At 71.3% G+C, this 18,362-nt stretch carries 15 protein-coding genes and 2 pseudogenes; 4 read left to right on the top strand and 13 right to left on the bottom strand.

Annotated elements, in window-relative coordinates; all coding sequences use genetic code 11:
- Positions 1–66: 66 nt before the first annotated feature.
- Complete coding sequence (locus tag OG389_RS35505; RefSeq protein ID WP_328303307.1) at positions 67–777, bottom strand: MerR family transcriptional regulator; 711 nt, start codon at positions 775–777, stop codon at positions 67–69.
- Between the two features lie 88 nt (positions 778–865).
- On the opposite strand from OG389_RS35505, the gene OG389_RS35500 reads away from it, so the two are divergent.
- Positions 866–1,507, top strand: a complete 642-nt coding sequence (locus OG389_RS35500) for a putative immunity protein (RefSeq protein WP_328303305.1) — start codon at positions 866–868, stop codon at positions 1,505–1,507.
- Positions 1,504–2,019 carry a putative immunity protein gene (locus OG389_RS35495; protein ID WP_328303303.1) on the top strand — a complete coding sequence of 172 codons (516 nt, stop codon included), beginning with the start codon at positions 1,504–1,506 and terminating at the stop codon, positions 2,017–2,019. Before OG389_RS35500 ends, OG389_RS35495 begins: the two co-directional genes overlap by 4 nt.
- Positions 2,020–2,092: 73 nt before the next feature.
- Here the strand turns inward: OG389_RS35495 and OG389_RS35490 are convergent, their stop codons facing one another.
- The 10 genes and pseudogenes from OG389_RS35490 to OG389_RS35445 all read right to left on the bottom strand — a co-directional run bounded on the left by OG389_RS35490 (position 2,093) and on the right by OG389_RS35445 (position 11,271).
- Positions 2,093–3,382, bottom strand: coding sequence for an extracellular solute-binding protein (locus OG389_RS35490; protein ID WP_443059398.1), 1,290 nt, complete (start codon positions 3,380–3,382; stop codon positions 2,093–2,095).
- A gap of 324 nt (positions 3,383–3,706) precedes the next feature.
- A complete protein-coding gene (locus tag OG389_RS35485; RefSeq protein WP_328303301.1) occupies positions 3,707–4,072 on the bottom strand; it encodes a hypothetical protein in 366 nt (121 codons plus the stop codon).
- 105 nt (positions 4,073–4,177) lie between these two features.
- Positions 4,178–5,515, bottom strand: a complete 1,338-nt coding sequence (locus tag OG389_RS35480) for a M4 family metallopeptidase (RefSeq protein ID WP_328303299.1) — start codon at positions 5,513–5,515, stop codon at positions 4,178–4,180.
- Between the two features lie 314 nt (positions 5,516–5,829).
- The gene (locus tag OG389_RS35475) at positions 5,830–6,045 is read right to left on the bottom strand and encodes a hypothetical protein (RefSeq protein ID WP_328304379.1); all 216 of its coding nucleotides are present in this window, start codon (positions 6,043–6,045) and stop codon (positions 5,830–5,832) included.
- Positions 6,046–6,062: 17 nt separating this feature from the next.
- Positions 6,063–6,149, bottom strand: a pseudogene (locus tag OG389_RS35470) (dihydrofolate reductase family protein); the annotation flags it as partial.
- A 49-nt stretch (positions 6,150–6,198) separates the two neighbouring features.
- A complete protein-coding gene (locus OG389_RS35465; protein ID WP_328303297.1) occupies positions 6,199–6,537 on the bottom strand; it encodes a MerR family transcriptional regulator in 339 nt (112 codons plus the stop codon).
- Between the two features lie 736 nt (positions 6,538–7,273).
- On the bottom strand, positions 7,274–8,014 hold the full coding sequence (locus tag OG389_RS35460; protein ID WP_328303295.1) for a class I SAM-dependent DNA methyltransferase: 741 nt from the start codon (positions 8,012–8,014) through the stop codon (positions 7,274–7,276).
- Between the two features lie 132 nt (positions 8,015–8,146).
- The gene (locus tag OG389_RS35455) at positions 8,147–9,211 is read right to left on the bottom strand and encodes a WD40/YVTN/BNR-like repeat-containing protein (RefSeq protein WP_328303293.1); all 1,065 of its coding nucleotides are present in this window, start codon (positions 9,209–9,211) and stop codon (positions 8,147–8,149) included.
- A 207-nt stretch (positions 9,212–9,418) separates the two neighbouring features.
- Positions 9,419–9,823 (bottom strand): transglycosylase SLT domain-containing protein, encoded by a 405-nt coding sequence (locus OG389_RS35450; protein WP_328298415.1) that lies wholly within the window; start codon positions 9,821–9,823, stop codon positions 9,419–9,421.
- A 668-nt stretch (positions 9,824–10,491) separates the two neighbouring features.
- Positions 10,492–11,271, bottom strand: coding sequence for a class I SAM-dependent methyltransferase (locus tag OG389_RS35445; RefSeq protein ID WP_328304351.1), 780 nt, complete (start codon positions 11,269–11,271; stop codon positions 10,492–10,494).
- Positions 11,272–11,508: 237 nt separating this feature from the next.
- Here OG389_RS35445 and bla point away from each other — a divergent pair.
- Both bla and OG389_RS35435 read left to right on the top strand, forming a co-directional pair.
- Positions 11,509–12,448 (top strand): annotated as a pseudogene (gene bla, locus OG389_RS35440) (class A beta-lactamase).
- Positions 12,449–12,480: 32 nt separating this feature from the next.
- Positions 12,481–14,892 carry a macro domain-containing protein gene (locus tag OG389_RS35435; protein ID WP_328303291.1) on the top strand — a complete coding sequence of 804 codons (2,412 nt, stop codon included), beginning with the start codon at positions 12,481–12,483 and terminating at the stop codon, positions 14,890–14,892.
- Between the two features lie 78 nt (positions 14,893–14,970).
- Here the strand turns inward: OG389_RS35435 and OG389_RS35430 are convergent, their stop codons facing one another.
- Together OG389_RS35430 and OG389_RS35425 are read right to left on the bottom strand one after the other, a co-directional pair.
- Positions 14,971–16,449, bottom strand: a complete 1,479-nt coding sequence (locus OG389_RS35430) for a pyridoxal phosphate-dependent decarboxylase family protein (protein WP_328303289.1) — start codon at positions 16,447–16,449, stop codon at positions 14,971–14,973.
- Between the two features lie 9 nt (positions 16,450–16,458).
- Positions 16,459–17,898 carry an MFS transporter gene (locus OG389_RS35425; RefSeq protein ID WP_328303287.1) on the bottom strand — a complete coding sequence of 480 codons (1,440 nt, stop codon included), beginning with the start codon at positions 17,896–17,898 and terminating at the stop codon, positions 16,459–16,461.
- Positions 17,899–18,362: the final 464 nt, after the last annotated feature.

The raw sequence follows: 18,362 nt of genomic DNA, 5'->3' as shown, positions 1-18,362 counted from the left end.
CGGCCGTCGTGGGCGCGGGCCGGTGGTGCGCAAGCGGTCGGGGGTACTCGTGCTGGGGGTGCTGGCTCAGCCGGTTCCCGCGGATCGGTCCAAGGCGTTCAGGTAGGCGGAGAGCCGACCGGCGGCGTGCAGCTGGGCCGTTCCCCGGGACGTGAGGTCGCGCCGCCATCCTTCCAGTGCCCTGACGAGCGCTTCGAGGCTGCCCGCGTCCCGGAGTTCTCCCAGGACGGTGGCGATGGTGCCCAGCCGCTGGCCTCCCCGGCGCAGCAGGTGCGCCAGTTCGGCGTCGCGCACGTCCTGCGCGAGGTACCGGCGGTGTCCGCGCGCGTCACGTGGTGGGGTGAGGACTCCCCCGCGTTCCCAGGTGCGCAGGGTGGCCGGGTCGAGCGCGAGGTGACGGGCGAGTTCACCGATGCTGTACGGCGCCTGCCGGCCGGCCACCGCCTCCGGGGTGGTGGCGCCGAGGTGTGGGAGCGCGGCCTCGACGGTTCTCAGGGTGCTGCGGTCGCGCGCCAGGAGCGCGTGCCCGTCGTCGATGCACTCCAGTGCTTCGTCGAGCCGGCCGCCGGTGACCGCCTGCATGATGCGCCGGCCCGTCGGGTGACCGAAGGCGGGGACGAGCGCCAGGTAGGCCTCGAGGCCGGCGGCATGGGTGTCGGTGTAGTGCCGGTACCCCGTCCGGCCGCGGTGGGCGGGCGGGATGATGCCGGCGTCCTCGTAGTTGCGCACCGCCTGTGTGGAGAGGCCGTGGGGACGGGCCAGGTCCACCGGCCGCATGTGACCTCCCGTTGAGGGTTTCCAGGTGGATCGGCGGAGGATTCGACTCAGAGTCTCCACCGGGCGTTCAAGGATACGATTCAGGTGCATGGCACAGAGCAAGCACACGAAGTCCGGGGACTTCGATCTGACGATGGACGAACTGCGCGTCGTGGCGCGTTACGTGGTGCGGCATGCGGAGGACGTCCTGCCGGTCTTCGAGCGGGCCGTTCCCGGTGATCCGCGCCCCCGTGCGGCCATCGACGCGGCCTGGGCGTTCGTCAGCGGTGGCGGCAGGGCGAACCTGCAGCGCGTCACCTCCCTCGACGCTCACCGGGCCGCCCGGTCCGCGCCCTGCGAAGCCGCGCGACTGGCCGCGCGATCCGCCGGTGACGCCGCGTCGGCCGCGTACCTGCACCCCATCGCCCGGGTCAGCCAGGTCGGCCACATCCTGCGGGCGTGCGCGAGCGCCGCACGCATCGGGGAGTTGGAGGCGGGCGGTGATCCCACGGTCGGGGATGCCCTGCTGGAACGGTCGCGGCAGCGGGCGACCCCGGTGCTCGTCGACGTCCTGTGCCGCTACCCGCCGGCGACGGGCGCCAGCGGCCGTGCTCCTGCTCGTGGTCGTGGTCGAGTCGCGCAGCTGATGAGCACTCTGGACCGTTCCCTGCGCCAGGCCGCCGACCGGCCGGCACCGGGGCGGAGCGCAGCGGGCGGTCCCGGCGGGCGCGGGAGGGAGTACGCGTCATGATCCTCCCGAAGGTGCGCGATCCCCGCTTCGTGACGATCCGCCGCGGTGGGACTCTCACTGATGCGGATCACCGTCTGGTCGCCCTGTGGGCTGCCACCTGTGCGGAGCACGTCCTCAGCCTCTTCGAGGAGGCCCAGCCCGGGGACCCGCGACCGCGCCTGGCGATCGAGCACGCCCGGGCCTGGGTGCGCGGCGAGGTCAGGATGATGCGGGCCCGCGCCGCGGGCGGCCATGCGATGGGGGCGGCCAGAGACCTGCGCGGGGCGGCGCGGCATGCCGCGTACGCCGCCGGCCAGGCCGGGGCCGTCGCCCACGTCGCCGCGCACGAACTCGGTGCGGCCGCCTATGCGATCAAGGCCGTACGTGCGGCCGCGCCGGAAGGCGAGAGCGAGGCCGCGGGGCGACTCGAGTGCCAGTGGCAGCGCGATCGGCTCCCGGAGGCGATCCGCGATCTCGTACGCGACGACCAGCGGCTGCGCAACGACATCTGCTGGTCGGTGTTCGACCGCTGAAGGAAGAACTACCCGGACGGAGTGGCCCAGGGCCACGGAGCGGCCCGAGGCATCCGGTGAGGCCGGCACGTGCCTACTTCTCCGCGTTGCGTGCGGCGGCGGCGATGTCCGACAGGACGGTGGCGGGCCTGCCTCCGGGCTGGACGGCTTTGCCGATGTTCTGCTTCATGTCCAGACTCACCCCGGCCCAGGACTTCTTTCCCACGGGATAGAGCCGGGAGGCGGGGAGGGCTTCGAGGAAGACCTGGAGCGATGTCGTCGTGGGGTCGGAGGATCTCATCGTGGCCTGGTAGCCGCTGGTGGTGACCGGAAGCAGGCCGTACTTGCTGGTGAACGCGGATACGCTCTTCGCCTCGTAGAGGTGGTCCAGGAAGTCCCCGGCCTCCTTGGCGTGGCCGTTCCTGAACGCCATCGCCCAATCCGCGACTCCCATGGCGGTCGGCTCGGAACCGTCCTGCGTGGGCAGCGCGACGGTGCCGATCCTGATTCCCTTCTCCTGCGCCTGCTTGATGAGTGTCGGGTGGCCGTTGAGTATGCCGACCTCGCCGCGGGTGAAGGCGTCGAAGGCGCCCTGGCGGTCGAGCTTGCCCGGTTGGACGGGGCCCGTGAGTCCCTGCCCGACCAGCTTGTCCCGCAGGAACTCGAAGGTCTTCACGTTCTGCGGCGAATCGATCGCGTACGCGTCCGCGTCGTTGGTGTAGCCGCCGCCACCGGACAGCATCCACATCATCGACTCGGCCTGGGCCTCCTCGGGCCCCAGGGGCAGCGCGAACGGGGTGGGCACCCCTGCTGCCTTCAGCTTCTTCGCCGCGGTCACCAGATCCGCCCAGGTCCGGGGCTGCCACTTCGCGGAGGCGTCCCGCGGGATGACGCCGGCGTCGGCGAGCAGCGTCTGGTTGTAGAAGAGCAGCCGGGTGCTGGCGACGAACGGCAGGCCGTACTGCTTCCCCCTGACCTTTCCGGCGTCGGCCAGCGGGGCGAGGAAGTCGGCTTCGGTCCTGATGGAGAGCAGTTCGTCGGCCGGGTAGAGCTTGCCGGCCTCCGCGTAGTCGGCATAGGCGCCGATCTGCGCGATGTCGGGCGCGTGGCCGTCCTTCACCATCGCCGCGACCTTGGCGTCCACCTCCGACCAGGACACGACCTCGACTTCGACCTCTACGCCGGGGTTGGCCTTCTCGAACTCGGCGGCGAGGTTCGCCCAGTACGGCTTGCTGGAGTTCAACGGATTGTCTCCGTACTCGGCCGCCACGACCCGCAGGGTGACGCCTCCGGCGGCGGCGCCGCTTCCGCAGGAGGTCAGGGTGAGGGAGACCAGGCACATGGCGGCACCGACCGCCGCCAGGCCCAGGAAAGCGCGCTGCACGTCTTGATCCACCTCTCGTCACACGACTACTGGGCGTATGGTCTACACCACATGTGGGTCACCCTCATACCCCCTGGCAGCACGGAAGTTCGACCGGGTCCAGATCGGCCCGGGCCGAAGCAGGGCGAGATCCGGCCGAGGGGCGGCCGGCCGGTTCGAATGCCGGACGGTCGCGCGGGTCGGGCGGCCCTCAGTCAGGGATCCCCGGCATGCCCCACCAGGCGTTCCTGTCCTGGACCTCGGCTCCTGGACATGTGCTGCGCCAGGCCGTGAGCACCGGCGGGCTGCCCGGACGTGCGAAGGAGAGTGGTCTCCTGCGCAGGCTCAGACGGAGCTTCGCCGAGCCACTGATGACGTTGTCGTGGACGATGACGACCCGGGCCACCTGGTGGGGTCGTATTCGGTGGTCCGTCCGCCGGCACGCCTCAGGTGGAGCCTGGCGGGACCACCGGCTTCAGCTGCGACCACTCGTACCTCGACCAGACGCCGCCGGTCCCACAGCCAGTACGCGATCTCCAGCAGTACGTAGGCCACGGCCGCACGGGCCGCCCACCAGGCGCCGGAATGCACCCACAACACCCAGCCGATCAGGCCGAGGCAGCCGGCCGCCACCGCCATGCGCCGCAGCCGCCGAGCCATGCGCGGGCTCTTGTCCGCCGCGTCCCAGAGCAGTGCTTCGCTGACAGCCATCCCGCCATCATGGCCCGGGTCCGTCCTCCTGAGTAGGCCGGATCGGGACACCGATCCCGGCGCGGGGGCGGTCACCAGGGTGTGGTGGCCGCCCCCACGCCGGGACTAACGAGGTGTGACCTCCCATGTCACCTGCCGGTTGGAGGTGTTGCCGTCGCAGTCGGCCGCGGTGAACGTGACCTCGTAGGCGCCCTGCCGTGTGGGCCTGCCGGTGACCACACCGGTGTCCGCGTTCAAAGTCAGCCCCGGGGGCAGGCCAGTGGCCGTGAAGGTGACCCGCTGACGCTGCGGGTCGGGTGCCCGTAGCCGTACCAGGACCTCCGCTCCGACCGCGGTGCTCTGGGGGTTGATCCATCTCAACGACGGGGTCTGCGGCGCCCCGGGCACGGGGTCGCTGCCGTCGACGCCCACCGCGAGCCATGCCGCGGCCACGGTCCTGGCTTCGGTGCTGCCCGCGCCGTACAGATCGGCCGCGGCACGCAGGGCGGCGGCGCGGGCGCCCGAGAAGTTGGAGTTGGGCACCAGGTAGCGGGTGAGTGCGCGGTACCAGATCCTTCCGGCCTTGTCGTTGCCGATGCCTTTGACGGCCGGCGCTCCCCCGCAGGTCGGGCTGTCTCCCCACTGCGACTTCCCGCTGCCCACGGCCAACTGGTAGAAGAACTTGTTGCTGATCCCACCGATCCGGTGGTTGGGTTCTTCGCCGTCGCCGATGCCCGGCGTCCAGCATCCCTTGGACACCCCGTCCTTGGTGGGATCATCCATGTACCGCAGTGGTCGGCCGCTCACGCCCTCACCGATGGTGTAGTCCGGCCGGTCCCTGTCGTTGTCGGCCTCGAACTCCACCAGGGTGCCGAAGATGTCACTCGTGGACTCGTTCAGACCTCCGGCCTCGCCGTTCAGCTCCAGGCCGGCGGTGATACCGGTGATCCCGTGGGTCATCTCGTGCGCCACGATGTCGGTGGTGTTCCACGCGGCATTGCCTCCCACCGCCGGGCCCAGGGCCAGGCAACCGCACTCCGGGTCGTACTGGGCGAAGAACTCGCCGTCGGGCGGCCCCACGTCGGTGAAGATCCGGGGTCCCGCACCGTCGTCGTGAACGCCTCGCCTGCCGTGCTGCTTCAGGAAGTAGTCCCAGGTCCGCGCGGCCGCGTAGTAGGCGTCCACATCAGCCGTCTGCCGGTCGGCCCTGCCGCCGTTGCCCCAGACGTCGTCGGCGTCCGAGGACGGCCCGCCCTGGGCCCAGCCCCGGAAGTAGTCGTTGGCGACGTTGCGCACCTGGAGACCGCCGCGGCCGGGATCCACCAGGACGAAGTCTCCGTCGGCATCGCGGCTCGTGCCGATCCGCACGTCACCGTGGTGGTAGCCGTGAGCGACACCGGTACGCGGTACGGCCGCCTGGGCCGCTCCGGCCACGCCCAGGAATGCCACAGCCGCTGCTAACACGATTGCTTTCGTCGTTTTCCTCACGCAGGCAGGACGCCCGAAACGCGATCAGGTTGCTTCTTGCGGTCGAACCCGCCCGACAGGGGGTGCAGGGCCCGTGAGGGAGGCCGCGTGACGGTCGTCGGACAGCAGGGCCCCGACCAGCCCAGGGGGGGTGGGGCCGGCCGGGGCGTGCGGGGGTGGGGGCGGGAGGGCGGTCGGGCCCGGCGGCATCGCCCCTTCCCGTACCCACACCCGTTCAACGGTCAACGACTGCGAATTGTTCCCGTCCCGGCCGCGCGCTTCCAGTCCGGCGGGTAGGCCACCGGCCGGGTTCAGTGCCGTTCCGCATACCAGCGTCCGGCGACGGCGGTGCGGAGGAGCCCCGCGACCAGGGCCAGCAGTGGGATTCCCGCGCCGGAGTTCCAGCGGACCGACGGGGCGTGGACGGCCAGTACGACGATCAGGGCGAGCGCGACGCCCGGCATGGCGAGCAGTGGAGGGACGACTCCTGAGCTGAAGGTGCGGGTCTCGACGAGTTCGCGATCCACCAGGCGCTCGCGCCGGGGGAAGAACGGAAGACCTCGCCACCGGGCGCCGTCCAGTCGAAGGATCCGTCCGGCCCGACGATGTGGCCGTCGAGCGAGGCGTTCATCGAATAGGTCACGCGACGGCGACCTGCCCCCGGGCGGGTCCGCGCCGACTCAGGCCGCGGGCTCCGGGGTCGCCTTCGCGGCAGCGGCGCGGTATTCGGCGTTGATGCGCTGCGCCTCCTCCAGCTGGTCCTCCAGGATCACGATCCGGCAGGCGGCCTCGATGGGCGTGCCCTGGTCGACGAGTTCCCGGGCGCGTGCGGCGATGCGCAGCTGGTAGCGGGAGTAGCGGCGGTGGCCGCCCTCGGAGCGGAGCGGGGTGATCAGGCGGGCTTCCCCGATGGCACGCAGAAAACCCTGGGTGGTGCCGAGCATCTCGGCGGCCCGGCCCATGGTGTAGGCGGGATAGTCGTCGTCATCCAGCCGGCCGAACGACGCGTCTGCTGTCATTGCACCTCTCTCATGGAACGTGGAACGCGTGGAGGGGCCTTGGTGCCGACCGGCACCAAGGCCCCGAAGGAACTGCTACACCATCTACCGGCCCTGGTAATACGCCGGCCTTCTGAGTCCGCCGACCCGACCTGGATGCTGTCGGGGATGCGGGGATCGCGATTGCTTGACCGGAGACCACCTCACTATCGATGTCCTGCGGTACCCGGGCTGAACACTTGCGCCCGGGCGATCCTGATGGCGCTCGGCTCCTCCGTTCTTCCCTCAGCGATCAACTACTTACCGAACGGGATACTGCGTCCTACTGCTCGTGGCCTGATCAAGCACCACGCTCCGGCAGCCAGCCCCGTCGCCCATCGTGCGTCCGCTCTGGCTTGGAACCCCACTGCCGAACCTCCCGGTGCGCGCGCCCGCAGCCAACGCCTTCACCGAGGTACCACTCATCACTTCACTGCTGGGTACTGCTCGCGGCGGCCCCTCCTCACTGCGGGCCACCCGGTCCGATCGCCAGCCCCGTCGCCGTCCTGCACCAGCCCTGGCTTCGGAACTCCGCCACCGCACCGTCCTGCGCACTGCAACTGCGGGAACTGCTGCCCGGCAGTTCGTCCCTGCCGGGCCCTTCGGTCTCTCTGGGTTACAAAAGAAACCATAGCCCTGCCGCAGACCAATGTCTACTCCGACCAACATAGATTTTCACGTGTTCGACAGTGAGGTAATCGATCTCGAACAGAGCGCCTCAGGCGGGCTTGCGCCACACGGAGACGTGCTTCCCGGAGTCCTGGGTGAACGGCGATCCGGCCCAGTCCGCGACCCGCCGTTCGAGTTCGAGCCCGGCGATCCGTGCCATCAGGTCGAGCTCCGCCGGCCAGGCGTACCGGTGCCGGGAGCTGTCGCGGCGGTAGTGGCCGTCGTCGCCGTCGCGGGTGAAGTGGTGCGAGACGAGAATCTGCTCGACCAGGTCGAAGGTGTCGAAGCCGAGGTGCTGCTCGGAGACGTCGAACGGCACCGCGACCTGGCCGGGCGGCAGGAACCGCAGCGGCGGTACGCCCAACTCGATGACGAACCGGCCGCCGGGCAACAGATGGCGTGCGGCGTTGCGGAAGCACTCGACCTGCTCGTTCTGCGTGAGCAGGTTCGTGATGGTGTTGTAGACGAGGTAGACCAGGGTGAACCCGCCGGGGACCACGGTGGTGGCCATGTCCCCGACGGCCACCGGGAGCGTGGCCTCGTCGACCTTGCGGCGCAGCACCGCTGCCATGTGCCGGGACAGTTCGATGCCTGCCACCGGCACGCCGCGTTCGCGGAGCGGGACGCCCACTCGTCCGGTCCCGATGGCGAACTCCAGCGCCCGGCCGTCTCCGGCGAGCTCGGCGAGGAAGTCGAGAGTCGGGCCGAGAACCGCGGCCGAGGACATCTCGGCCTCCTCGGCGTCGTAACGGTCGGCGGTCGCACGGGTCCACAGCTCACTGCTCGTCACGGGCGACCACTCTGCTGCGCACCGAGGGGGCTGTCGAACCATTTATCCGCCGCGCCCCCTGGCCAGACCCCTCCGCCGCGACAGCCGGCGACCGGGGCGTCCCAGGCCGGGCGGCGGCTGCCCCACCTCTGATCAGCCCCCGCTCACTCCCTCCAGACGCCCCACCCGCCCCTTTTCCCCCGCTGCCCAGCAGCCACCGTCCGCCGTGCAGGCGACCGTGTCGTACGACCCCGGATCCAGCGGGCGCCAGGTGCGGCCACCGTCCCTGGTCACGTCCGTGCCGGTCGGGCCCACCGCGAGGGCCGTTCCGATGCTGTACGGGAACCAGGCCGCGCCCGAGCGGTAGGCCGGCGGCGGGGTCGCCGCCTGGCGCCAGGTACGGCCCGCGTTCGACGACACCGCCGCGGCCTGCGGCGAGGCCTGCCCGGTCCGGTAGTCACCGCCGACCGCGAGTCCCCTCGTACGGTCCCGGAAAGCCAGGGCGAAGACTCCGCGCGCCGGGTCGCCCGCGGGGACGGTGGATTCGGTGGCCTGCCAGGTCCGGCCCCGGTCCGCGGAGTGCAGCACCCGTGCGACCGCACCCCCGCCGGTCGCCAGCCAGACGTCGCGCGGCCCGGAAGCCACCAGGCACTGGCCGCTCGCGGCGAAGCCCGCCTCGCCCGGCAGCGCGTCCGGCATCCCGGTGTTCGGCAGTACCCGCCAGCTCCGCCCGCCGTCGTCCGTGGACAGGATGCGGAACTTGCCGTCCACCGGGTCGCTCATCGCGAGCCCGTGGCGGGAGTCGAAGAAGGTGAGGCAGTCGTAGAAGGCCCGCGGGTCGGGGTTTCGGAAGGCCTCGGTCCACGTGGCGCCGCCGTCCTCGGTGCGCAGCACCCTGGAGGCCTCGCCCTCCCCGATGGACAGGGCCACCGCACGCCGCCCGTCGAAGGCCTCGATGTCCCGCAGCTCCAGCCCCTCCGCGACGGCTCCGGGCGGCGAGACGTCCCGCCAGCTCCGTCCGCCGTCCGAGGTCCGCAGCACGGTCCCCTTCGATCCGGCCACCCAGGCCGTGGACCGGCTGACCGCCGCCAGCCCTCGGAAGCGGGCATCCTTGCCGGTCTCCTTCAGCGCCCAGTGCGCACCCCGCAGGTCCCGTAACTCGCCCGCGGCCTGCGCGGGCGAGGCCACCGCTCCCAGCAGCAGGGCAGCCGCGCACATGCCAATTCCCAGAAGTCTCATGGCGCCGGAAGCTAACGCACCCCGGATTCACCGTCCAGGGCGCCTCTCGGCCGCCGGCCTCCATGGGTGGGGCTTGGGGCTTGCCCGCTACGGGACCGGGGGTGAGCCCGGCGGCCGCATACGCAAAGACGCCCGGCGGGAGAGTCCCTGCCGAGCGTTCTCGTGCGTGTGCTGTCCGCTGGTGGCTCAGTACCAGTGGTGGGTCTGCCAGAAGCTCCAGGCGCCGACCGGGCTGCCGTAGCGGGAGTTCATGTAGTCCAGGCCCCACTTGATCTGGGTGGCCGGGTTGGTCTTCCAGTCCGAGCCCGCCGAGGCCATCTTCGAGGCCGGCAGGGCCTGGACCAGGCCGTACGCGCCGGACGAGGAGTTGGTGGCGGTGTGGTTCCAGCCGCTCTCACGGGACACGATGTTGTTGAACGCCGCGAACTGCGCCGGGTCCTTGATCATCTGCTGGGCGATCGCCTTGGCATTCATCGGGGCGGCCTGCGCCGGAACGGCGGCCAGCATGGAACCGGCGACGCCCAGGGCGAGAACGGTGCCCGCGAAGGTCTTCTTCGAAGCGGCGATACGGCGGATGACGGCGTGGGACACGGACGGAACCTTCCGAAGGGGACAAGGACGGTCACAGGCACGCCGAAGACGTACGTGAGCCACTCACGCGACAGGAGAGGGGATCGTCGGCGGGAACAGGAGAGCCGGGGGTGAACCCGGGGGATCTCCGTCCGCCCTGCGACTCATCCAGTTCTACGGGGCTCCACCGCCCCTGGCAAAGACCCCTCTTACTAGTGGCCCTCGCAGCCGGGGCGCAACGACCCCCCACCCGTGGGGTGGGCGTCCACGCAGGTGGCGGGCAGTACGCGGGGGTGGTACGGGACGTTCAAGGACTACTATCCCGCCTCGTATGTGACCTGGGTCCTGTGGGGCGGGTCACCGCCCAACAGCCTGGAACTCACCCTTCGTGGTCATTCGTACCCCTTCGGGGAGAAGGCGCGGGGGCGGATCCGACCCCCGGATCGAAGGCCACGGGCGCATCGAAGGCAGCTTTCCGTGTGGCCCGCCGCCAGCACGGACGGGCGGTGGTGTGCGGGCTGCTCGCCGTGGTGACAGGGCATGTCGGTCGCCTGCGTGGGCGACCGCACGGGCGGGGCACGGCACTCCTGGGCATCGCGGGCGGCTGGCTGGTGCTCCTGACGTGCGCGGCGCTCATCAGCATCGTCCTCATCGCCTTCGGCGGGCTCGCCGGCCGTACTCGACGGACTCTAGAGCGGCCGGCGGCCCCATGCGGAGATCATCGGGGCCGTGGCCAGATCGAGCCGGCCGGTGGCCACGTTCGCGAGGTGGTGGTCGATCTCCTGGTCATCGGCGAGCCCCTCGGCCACCAGGAGTCCGCGGATCTGCCGCACGGTCGCGTCCTCCAGCACGGCGCAGGCCGGGGAAGTGATCGGGAAGTACGCGTCGGCGCCCACCTCTGCCAGGCCCGCCTCCCTCAGCACCCTCGGCAGGGTCCGTCCGAAGGAGAGGTCCGCGCCGCGGGCCGCCATCAAGGTACGGAATCCGGATCGCAGCCGGTTCGCCAATCGCTCCTCGGGGCCCGACTCCTCCGGACACAGCCGCGGCTGCAGCATGGGGTCGGCATCCTCCAGCAGCAGCCAGCCGCCGGGCCGCAGCGCACGTACCATCCGGCGTACCGCCTCCGCACGGTCGGCGACGTGCACCAGGACCAGCCGCGCGTGGACGAGGTCGAACGAACCGGGCGACGGCGGCGGATCGGCCGCGACATCGTGCCGGACGACGTTCACCACCCCGCCCGTGGCCGCCCGGGTCCAGGAGACGTCGATGTCCGTGGCGAGGACCGCACCCGCCGGACCGACGCGCTCGGCCAGTCCGCGCGGGACGGACGGCCCGCCCGCTCCCACCTCCCAGCACCGCATTCCCGGGCCGATGCCGAGCCGGTCCACGTGCCGGAAGGTGACGGGGTCGAACAGCTCCGCCAGGGCGCCGAAGCGGATACCCGCCTGTGCCTGCTGGTTGTCCAGCAGGTAGCCCTGACCGGAGTCCGGCTCGGTGCCGCGCCCGGTGTCGCGCTCGGTCCCGCGGCCGGTGTCGCGCGCTGTGTCGCGTCCGCCGCTCTCGTGCTCGTTCACCCGCCGATCCTGCCAGAGGCACCCGGCGCCGCCTCCCTTCCTCCCCGCTCGAAATGATCTGTTTGGAACCACCACGGCGGGACATGCGTGGTGAACGGTTGAGATCTTGGTCCGGAGAGGAAGAGGACGACCGTGGACATCGCAGGAAAGAGCCCGTCCCGACGCACCCTGCTCGCGTGGGGAACCGGTGCGGCCCTGGCAGTCTCGCTGCAGACGAGTGGAAACGCATTCGCCGAGACCGCACCTTCCGGTCCGGGCGGCAGCGGCACGGTCATCCACCGACTGGCGGAACTGGAACGGGAGCACTCCGCCCGCCTGGGCGTCTACGCCCGCGACACCGCCACCGGCCGCACCGTGCGGTACCGGGCGCGGGAGCGCTTCCCCATGTGCTCGGTCTTCAAGACCCTGGCCGTAGCCGCAGTGCTGCGCGACCTCGACCGGGACGGGGAGTTCCTGGCCAAGCGCATCCACTACACCCAGCAGGACGTCGCCCGCGCCGGTCACACCCCGATCACCGGCAAGCCGGAGAACCTCGCCGGCGGCATGACGGTCGCGGAGCTGAGCGATGCCACGATCCGCTTCAGCGACAACGCCGCCGCCAACCTCCTCCTGCGCGAGCTGGGCGGCCCCACCGCCGTCACCCGCTTCGCCCGCTCGACCGGGGACTCGACGACCCGTCTGGACCGGTGGGAACCGGACCTGAACTCCGCGGAACCCTGGCGGGTCACCGACACCACCACCCCGTACGCCATCGGGCGGACCTACGAGCGCCTCACCCTCGGCACCGCGCTCGCACCGGCGGACCGGAGGCGGCTCACCGACTGGCTGCTGGGCAACACCACGGGCGGCGAGCGGCTGCGGGCCGGCCTGCAGCCGGCATGGAGCGTCGCCGACAAGACAGGGGGCGGCGAATACGGCACCAACAACGACGTGGCCATCGCCTGGCCCCCCCGACCGGCCGCCCCTCGTCATCGCCGTCCTGACGACCGGGCCCCACCCCGACTCCCCGGCCGACAACCCCCTCATCGCCCGGACCGCCGAACTCCTGGCGGCGGCCCTGACCGGGAGTTGATCGCGTCCCGCCCCGACGGCGGGCCCGCAGGTATGACGGCTGGTCATCACCGCTCTCCAGGAGCCCCGTTGTCAGTGGTGGCGGTTACGTTCGGGGTGTTGCGAGGGCAGCTTTCCCGACAGGAGCGGACGATGACCGAGAGCAGTGTTCAGCCCACGCTGAGGGTCGTGCTGACGGATGTGAACGAGCGCGTGGTGGAGGCATGGCGGGCAGCGTTCGCGGACACCCGCGGCATCGCGATCCGCCGGGGATCGATCCTCGACGAGGACGTCGATGCCTGGGTCACGCCGACGAACTCCCGGGGCCGGATGGACGGCGGGGTCGACGCCGCCATCAAGCGTCATCTCGGCTCCGGCATCCAGTTGCGCGTGCAGCGCGCGATCCGCGACCGGTTCGCCGGAGCCCTCCCGGTGGGCAGCGCGGTCTGCGTCCCGTCGGGGGCCACCGCTCCCCGGTACCTGATATCGACGCCGACCATGGTGCGGTCCTCGCAGGACGTGAGCGCCACGCTGAACGTGGCACTGGCGTGCGCCGCCGCGTTCCAAGCCGTCCACCGGCAGAACCGGCAGGCTCCGGGCAGCATCCGCTCCGTGGCGCTGGTCGGGATGGGGGCGCAGACCGGGCGGGTCCCGGCCAGGCTGTCCGCGAACCTGATGTGGACCGGATACACGCTCTTCCACGACCACTGGTTCGAGGACGACGACGAGTTGCGCACCACGATCATCACTCAGCTCAACGGGATCGAGAACGCCCCTGTCGAGGAGCGGGTACGCATCGTGCCGCCGAAGGCCGCTCCGGCCGACGCCAACAACGGTACGGGCGACGGCGCGGGCAACGGCGCGGCGCCGCCCGAGCCCGAGCCCGACACGAACGACCCCCTGGCCCTCACTCCACTCTTCAGCGGCGGCGGGGAGCCCTGGCTTCCGCTCCTGAAGCCCGTCATCGAGGCCCTGCCGGGCGCCGACCGGTTCATCGGGAAGGGCCGCGGCCCTGAGATCGTCCCGGTCCGTGAGCTGACCTTCCAGGCCCTCAAACCCAACCCGCCGCACAAGTGGAAGGTCGTCGCCTTCGGCCAGAACCCCTACCCGCGGCCGGAGAGCGCGACCGGCATAGCGATGTTCGACAACACCTTCAACGACTGGAAGGACAGCGAGTTCGGCCGGGTCGTCAGCATCCGCTGCCTCATCAAGGCGGCGGCGATGTGGAAGTACGGCATCGCCAAGAAGACGCCCATCGCCGAAGTCCGCGCGCTGTTGAAGGAGCGCGACACCGTCCAGCCGCCGGAGTGGTTCCAGGCGATGCTCACCCAGGGCGTGCTGTTGCTGAACGCCTCGCTCACGGCCAGTGGCGACGGGGCGGTGGGAACCGATCAGCACGCGGCCTTCTGGAGGCCCGTCGCCGAACGGATCGTCGAGGAGATCCTCAAGGCCAAGCAGGAAGCCGACGAGGAGGACCGGGGGGTCGTGTTCGCCTGGTGGGGGGCGCACGCGCGCAACCTGAAGGGGGTGGTGCTGCGGCTCCAGGAGAAGTACCCCGACGTCGAGGTCCGGCACCTGGACCACGCGAACCCGGCGGCGCAGGGCGACCTCTTCTGCGAGGGCGACCACTTCGCCATGGTGAACGAGGCTCTCGCATCACTGGGTGCCGATGTCATCGACTGGCTGCCGAGCAAGGGGTGGAACGAGGGGGCTGCCGGTGTGGACGGGGGTGTCGCGGCGCACATGGGCAGCTTCATCGAGTCGACCATGAACCTGCACCAGCTGTACCTCGAGCGGCTCACCAGCGTCAAGGACGAGGGCCTGGTCCTCCCCACGATCACCGGGGTGTTCGACACCCCGCTGATGGATTTCCAGGACGCCGTCGCACCGGTGGCCGAGACGCTGTCCGGGCTCGCCGGACACATCGTCCGGTCACGCGACTTCGGCAAACGACGGGCGGACGGGACGTCCGGCGGCCTGTCCGCAGACGCCATCGCCGCGCTGTACCTCTACACCTGCGAGTCCGGCTTCTACCGCGAGATCAACGCTGTCCTCCGCTCCCCGGACCGCACCAGGATCACGCCCTATCTGCCGTACCTGCGGCTGCTGTTCTCGGCGGTGTCCGGGCTGCCCGGACACACGCAGCCGCTGTGGCGCGGCGTATCGCTGGACCTGCGGTCGCAGTACCCGGTGGGCCGGACGGTCACCTGGTGGGGCGTCTCCTCGTGCACCTCCGAGCCGAAGGTGGCGCGGTCCTTCCTCGGCAACCGCGGCAAGCGGACGCTCTTCGAGGTGACACCCGCCCACGCGGTCGGCATCAGGAGCTTCTCCGCCTTCACCGGGGAGGAGGAGTACATCCTCACACCGGGCACGCAGCTGAAGGTGACGGACGTGAAGAGCGAGCGCGGTGGGCTGTGCACGGTCAGCCTGACCGAAGTGAACACCACCGCGCCACAGGTGTCCTGACCTCCCCGACTCTATGGAAGGGGCGGTCCGGCCGACGGCTCACGGTGCTGGTGCCAACACCGGCACCGGCCCACGGAGTCAGACGCGGAACACCGACCCCACGAACTCCGCGAGGAGCCGCTCCTTCAACGGCACCGGCAGCGCGTCCAGCAGGGCCAGCACGGGAGCCATCCGGGCGGGCAGCCCCGCGTCACCGCCGAGGCCGGCGAAAGCCAGTACGGCGGTGATCTCCTCGGGGCCCAGGGTCGCCGGGTCGAGCCCGGCGGCCAGCTCGGCCAGCCCCGGGTCCACCACGACCGGCTTGAGCTCGCGGGCCGCCGCCAGGGCGGTGGCCAGGTCCGTGAGGAGGGCGTCGACCTGGCCGACGGTGGCCGGGGTCAGGGTGAGGTGGAGGTTGGGCGGCAGACCGTCGAAGGAGAGCTGCGGTTGCAGGTACCAGCCGCGCTCCCGCATCTCGTCGGCGAGGTGCAGCAGCAGGCTGAGGTCGGGCCCGTGCCCGGCCTCGGGGCTCTCGGCCGTGAACGCGACCAGGCCGGCGGCCGGTTCGCCCAGTATCCGCAGGCCGTCGATCCCGCGCACGCCCGCGAGCAGCCGGTCCGAAGCCTCCGCGACGCGGGCGGCAAGGGCGGTGTAGCCGTCCTCGCCGACGTACTGGAGCACCGCCCAGGCCTGGGCCAGCAGCCCACCGGACTTCGTGCCCTGGACGGTCGGGTTGACGACCGGGTACCCGGGCCAGCCCGCGTGGGCGAAGTACTGGTACCGGCGCAGTTCGGCGTCGCGGTACAGCACCACGGAGGCGCCCTTGTCGGCGTACCCGTACTTGTGCAGATCCACGGAGAGGGAGGTGACGCCGGGGACCGACAGGTCGAACGGCGGGACTTCACGTCCGGCGCGCCTCAGGTGGGGCAGGAGCCAACCGCCGATGCAGGCGTCGACGTGGCAGAGCACCCCGCGCCCGGCGGCGGCCGCGGCGATCTCGGGCACCGGGTCGATCACCCCGTGGGCGTACGAGGGCGTGGAAGCGACCACGAGCGCCGTCCGGTCGGTGATCGCCGCTGCCACGGCATCGGCGTCGGCACGGAAGGTGACGGGGTCGACGGGAACGAGGACGGTCTCCAGCCCCAGGTAGTGGGCGGCCTTGTGGAAGGCCGCGTGCGCGGTGGACGGCAGCACGAGCTGCGGTGCGGTGATCCCCCGTACGGCCCGTGCGTGGTCCCGTGCGGTCTTCACAGCGAGCAGGATGCTCTCCGTCCCGCCGCTGGTGAACGTGCCCTGGGCGCCGGGCGCACCGAGCAGCGCCGCGACCGCGCCCACCAGATCGTTCTCCAGCCGGGCCACGCTCGGGAAGACGGTCGGGTCGAGCCCGTTGACGGTGGCGTACGCGCCGTACGCGGCGGCGGCCAGTTCGTCGAGGCCGTCGAGGCCCGCGTCGTAGACGTAGGCGAAGGTGCGGCCGCCCCGGGTGGGTGCGTCGGCCGCGCGCAGGGCGCGCAGTTCGGCGAGTACCTCGTCCGGGGTGCGGCCGCCGGGCAGGGCGCGGGTGGGTTCAGTGGACACGGGAGTTCTTCACTTCCTGCGGGGCGGTTCGGACGATGGGGAGGATGCGGACGGTGCGGGAACGATCTCGGGCCCTGTCCCGGACCCCGTCCCCGTCCCCGTCCCTGTCCCTGTCCCGGGTATCTCGCGGTAGCGGTGCAGCAGCCACAGGCTGGCGGCGGTGAGGAGGGCAGGCACCACGGTCATCCCCAACGTGATGCCGGTCAGGGCCGCTTCCGGCTGGGCCGCCCGGTGGTCGGCGTCGGAGGATACGAATCCGGTCAGTGTGAGGACCAGGGCGAAGACGCCCGCCCCGAGCGCGAAGGCGAAGGTCTCGGCGGCCGTCCACAGCCCGGTGAACGTCGCGGCCCGCCGCTTGCCGGTACGGGCCGCGTCGGCGGCGAGGGTGTCCGCCAGCATGGTCAGCGGGAGCAACTGCAGCCCGGCGTAGGCGATGCCGACGAGCACGACCGCCACGTAGCCGAGGCCGGACCCGGCCACCGGGGTGAGGGCGAGCAGCAGGGCCCCGGCGAGGAACAGGAGGGAGGCCCCCCACTGTGCGCTCTTCACGCCCCACCGCCGGGAGACGCGGTTCCACAGCGGCATGACCAGGACGAGCGGCCCGATCAGGCAGGCGAAGAGCGGGGTGACGGCGGTGGGCGACCCGAGCGTGTACGTGGCGAAGTACTGGACCCCCGCGAGCATCACGCCGACGGCGAGGGCCTGGAGGGTCCACATGCCGGCCAGGTACAGGAACGGCTGGTGGGACCGGGCGGCGGCCAGCTGCGCGCGCAGCGACGGCTCGGACTCGCTGCGGGCCACCTCGGGGGCCCACCGGGTGGTGAACCAGGTGCCGAACATGCCGAGGGCGAGCAGGACGGCGACGCCGATCCCCATCACCCGGTAACTCGCCGGGCTGCCGCCGTCGCCATGCGCGACGGCCGGGGCCAGCGCCCCGGACAGCAGGATCGCGACTCCCAGGAAACCGACCCGCCAGCCGAGGATCCGGCCGCGCTCCGCGGGGTCCTCTGTCATCTCGGCGGGCATCGTCACGTACGGCACCTGGAAGACGGCGTACCCGGTGGCGGCCAGCACGAAGACCACGGCCACGTATCCGGCGGCCGCGGCGCCGCGCAGCGGAGGGGCGGCGAACAGCAGGACGAAGAGCGGCGGCAGGGTGCAGGCGCCGATGAGGAGGAAGGGCCGCCGGGGCCCGCCGCGCAGCCGGCTCCGGTCGGACACCGCGCCGACCAGCGGGTTGATGAGTACGTCCCACGCCTTGGGCAGGAACACCGCCGCCCCGGCCAGGGCCGGCGGGACGGCGAGGATGTTGGTCAGGTAGTAGAGCAGGATCAGCCCCGGCACGGTGGAGAAGGTACCGGTGCACAGGGAACCGAGCCCGTAGCCGATCCGCACACGACGCGGCAGCTCAGGGGCCTGTGCGCGATCGGCACGGAGATCTTCTGGCATGGCGCAGATCATCGGCGAGTGGGTACGGGAGTGACAAGGGATGTGTATGACAGTGACATGAACTTCCTTGCCGGCGTCCGCCGGGCGTGGCGGCTTCCTGGCCGGCGGCGAAGGCCGGTGATGCGATGAGTACTGCGGGAGAGCGGGCGCCGGCGCGAGTCGGAGCTCCACTGCTCGGGGATCGCGGCCTGCTTCATAATCCTCCTGTGGACATGTCCGATGAGGGACGGGGGCTCGATCCCGTCCGGCTTGAGATCAACAACAATCTGTGTGTCGGTTTGGCAGGGGCCCCGAGCGCTTCGTTGAGACCGGCTGGTGTCGCATCGAGGTCGACCCGACCGGGGGTGACACGCTTCTGAACGGAGTCGTTGATCCTCAGCGGTTCGATGATCTGGCAGCACTGCTGACCCGGTTCGGCCTGCCGTTCAGTCTTGAGCTCTACGACGATGCCGGGGAACTCCCGC

The organism is Streptomyces sp. NBC_00435 (assembly GCF_036014235.1).
Taxonomy (GTDB): Bacteria; Actinomycetota; Actinomycetes; order Streptomycetales; family Streptomycetaceae; genus Streptomyces.
The sequence above is the reverse complement of the archived record's forward strand: the minus strand, read 5'-3'. Positions and strand labels throughout refer to the sequence as shown.

Excerpts from the sequence above, each read along its gene's own strand:
- OG389_RS35435 (WP_328303291.1), top strand. The coding sequence starts at position 12,481 with ATGACGGCTGGTCATCACCGCTCTCCAGGAGCCCCGTTGTCAGTGGTG.
- OG389_RS35505 (WP_328303307.1), bottom strand. The coding sequence starts at position 777 with ATGCGGCCGGTGGACCTGGCCCGTCCCCACGGCCTCTCCACACAGGCG.
- OG389_RS35465 (WP_328303297.1), bottom strand. The coding sequence starts at position 6,537 with ATGACAGCAGACGCGTCGTTCGGCCGGCTGGATGACGACGACTATCCC.
- OG389_RS35485 (WP_328303301.1), bottom strand. The coding sequence starts at position 4,072 with ATGGCTGTCAGCGAAGCACTGCTCTGGGACGCGGCGGACAAGAGCCCG.
- OG389_RS35500 (WP_328303305.1), top strand. The coding sequence starts at position 866 with ATGGCACAGAGCAAGCACACGAAGTCCGGGGACTTCGATCTGACGATG.
- OG389_RS35425 (WP_328303287.1), bottom strand. The coding sequence starts at position 17,898 with ATGCCAGAAGATCTCCGTGCCGATCGCGCACAGGCCCCTGAGCTGCCG.
- OG389_RS35495 (WP_328303303.1), top strand. The coding sequence starts at position 1,504 with ATGATCCTCCCGAAGGTGCGCGATCCCCGCTTCGTGACGATCCGCCGC.
- OG389_RS35455 (WP_328303293.1), bottom strand. The coding sequence starts at position 9,211 with ATGTGCGCGGCTGCCCTGCTGCTGGGAGCGGTGGCCTCGCCCGCGCAG.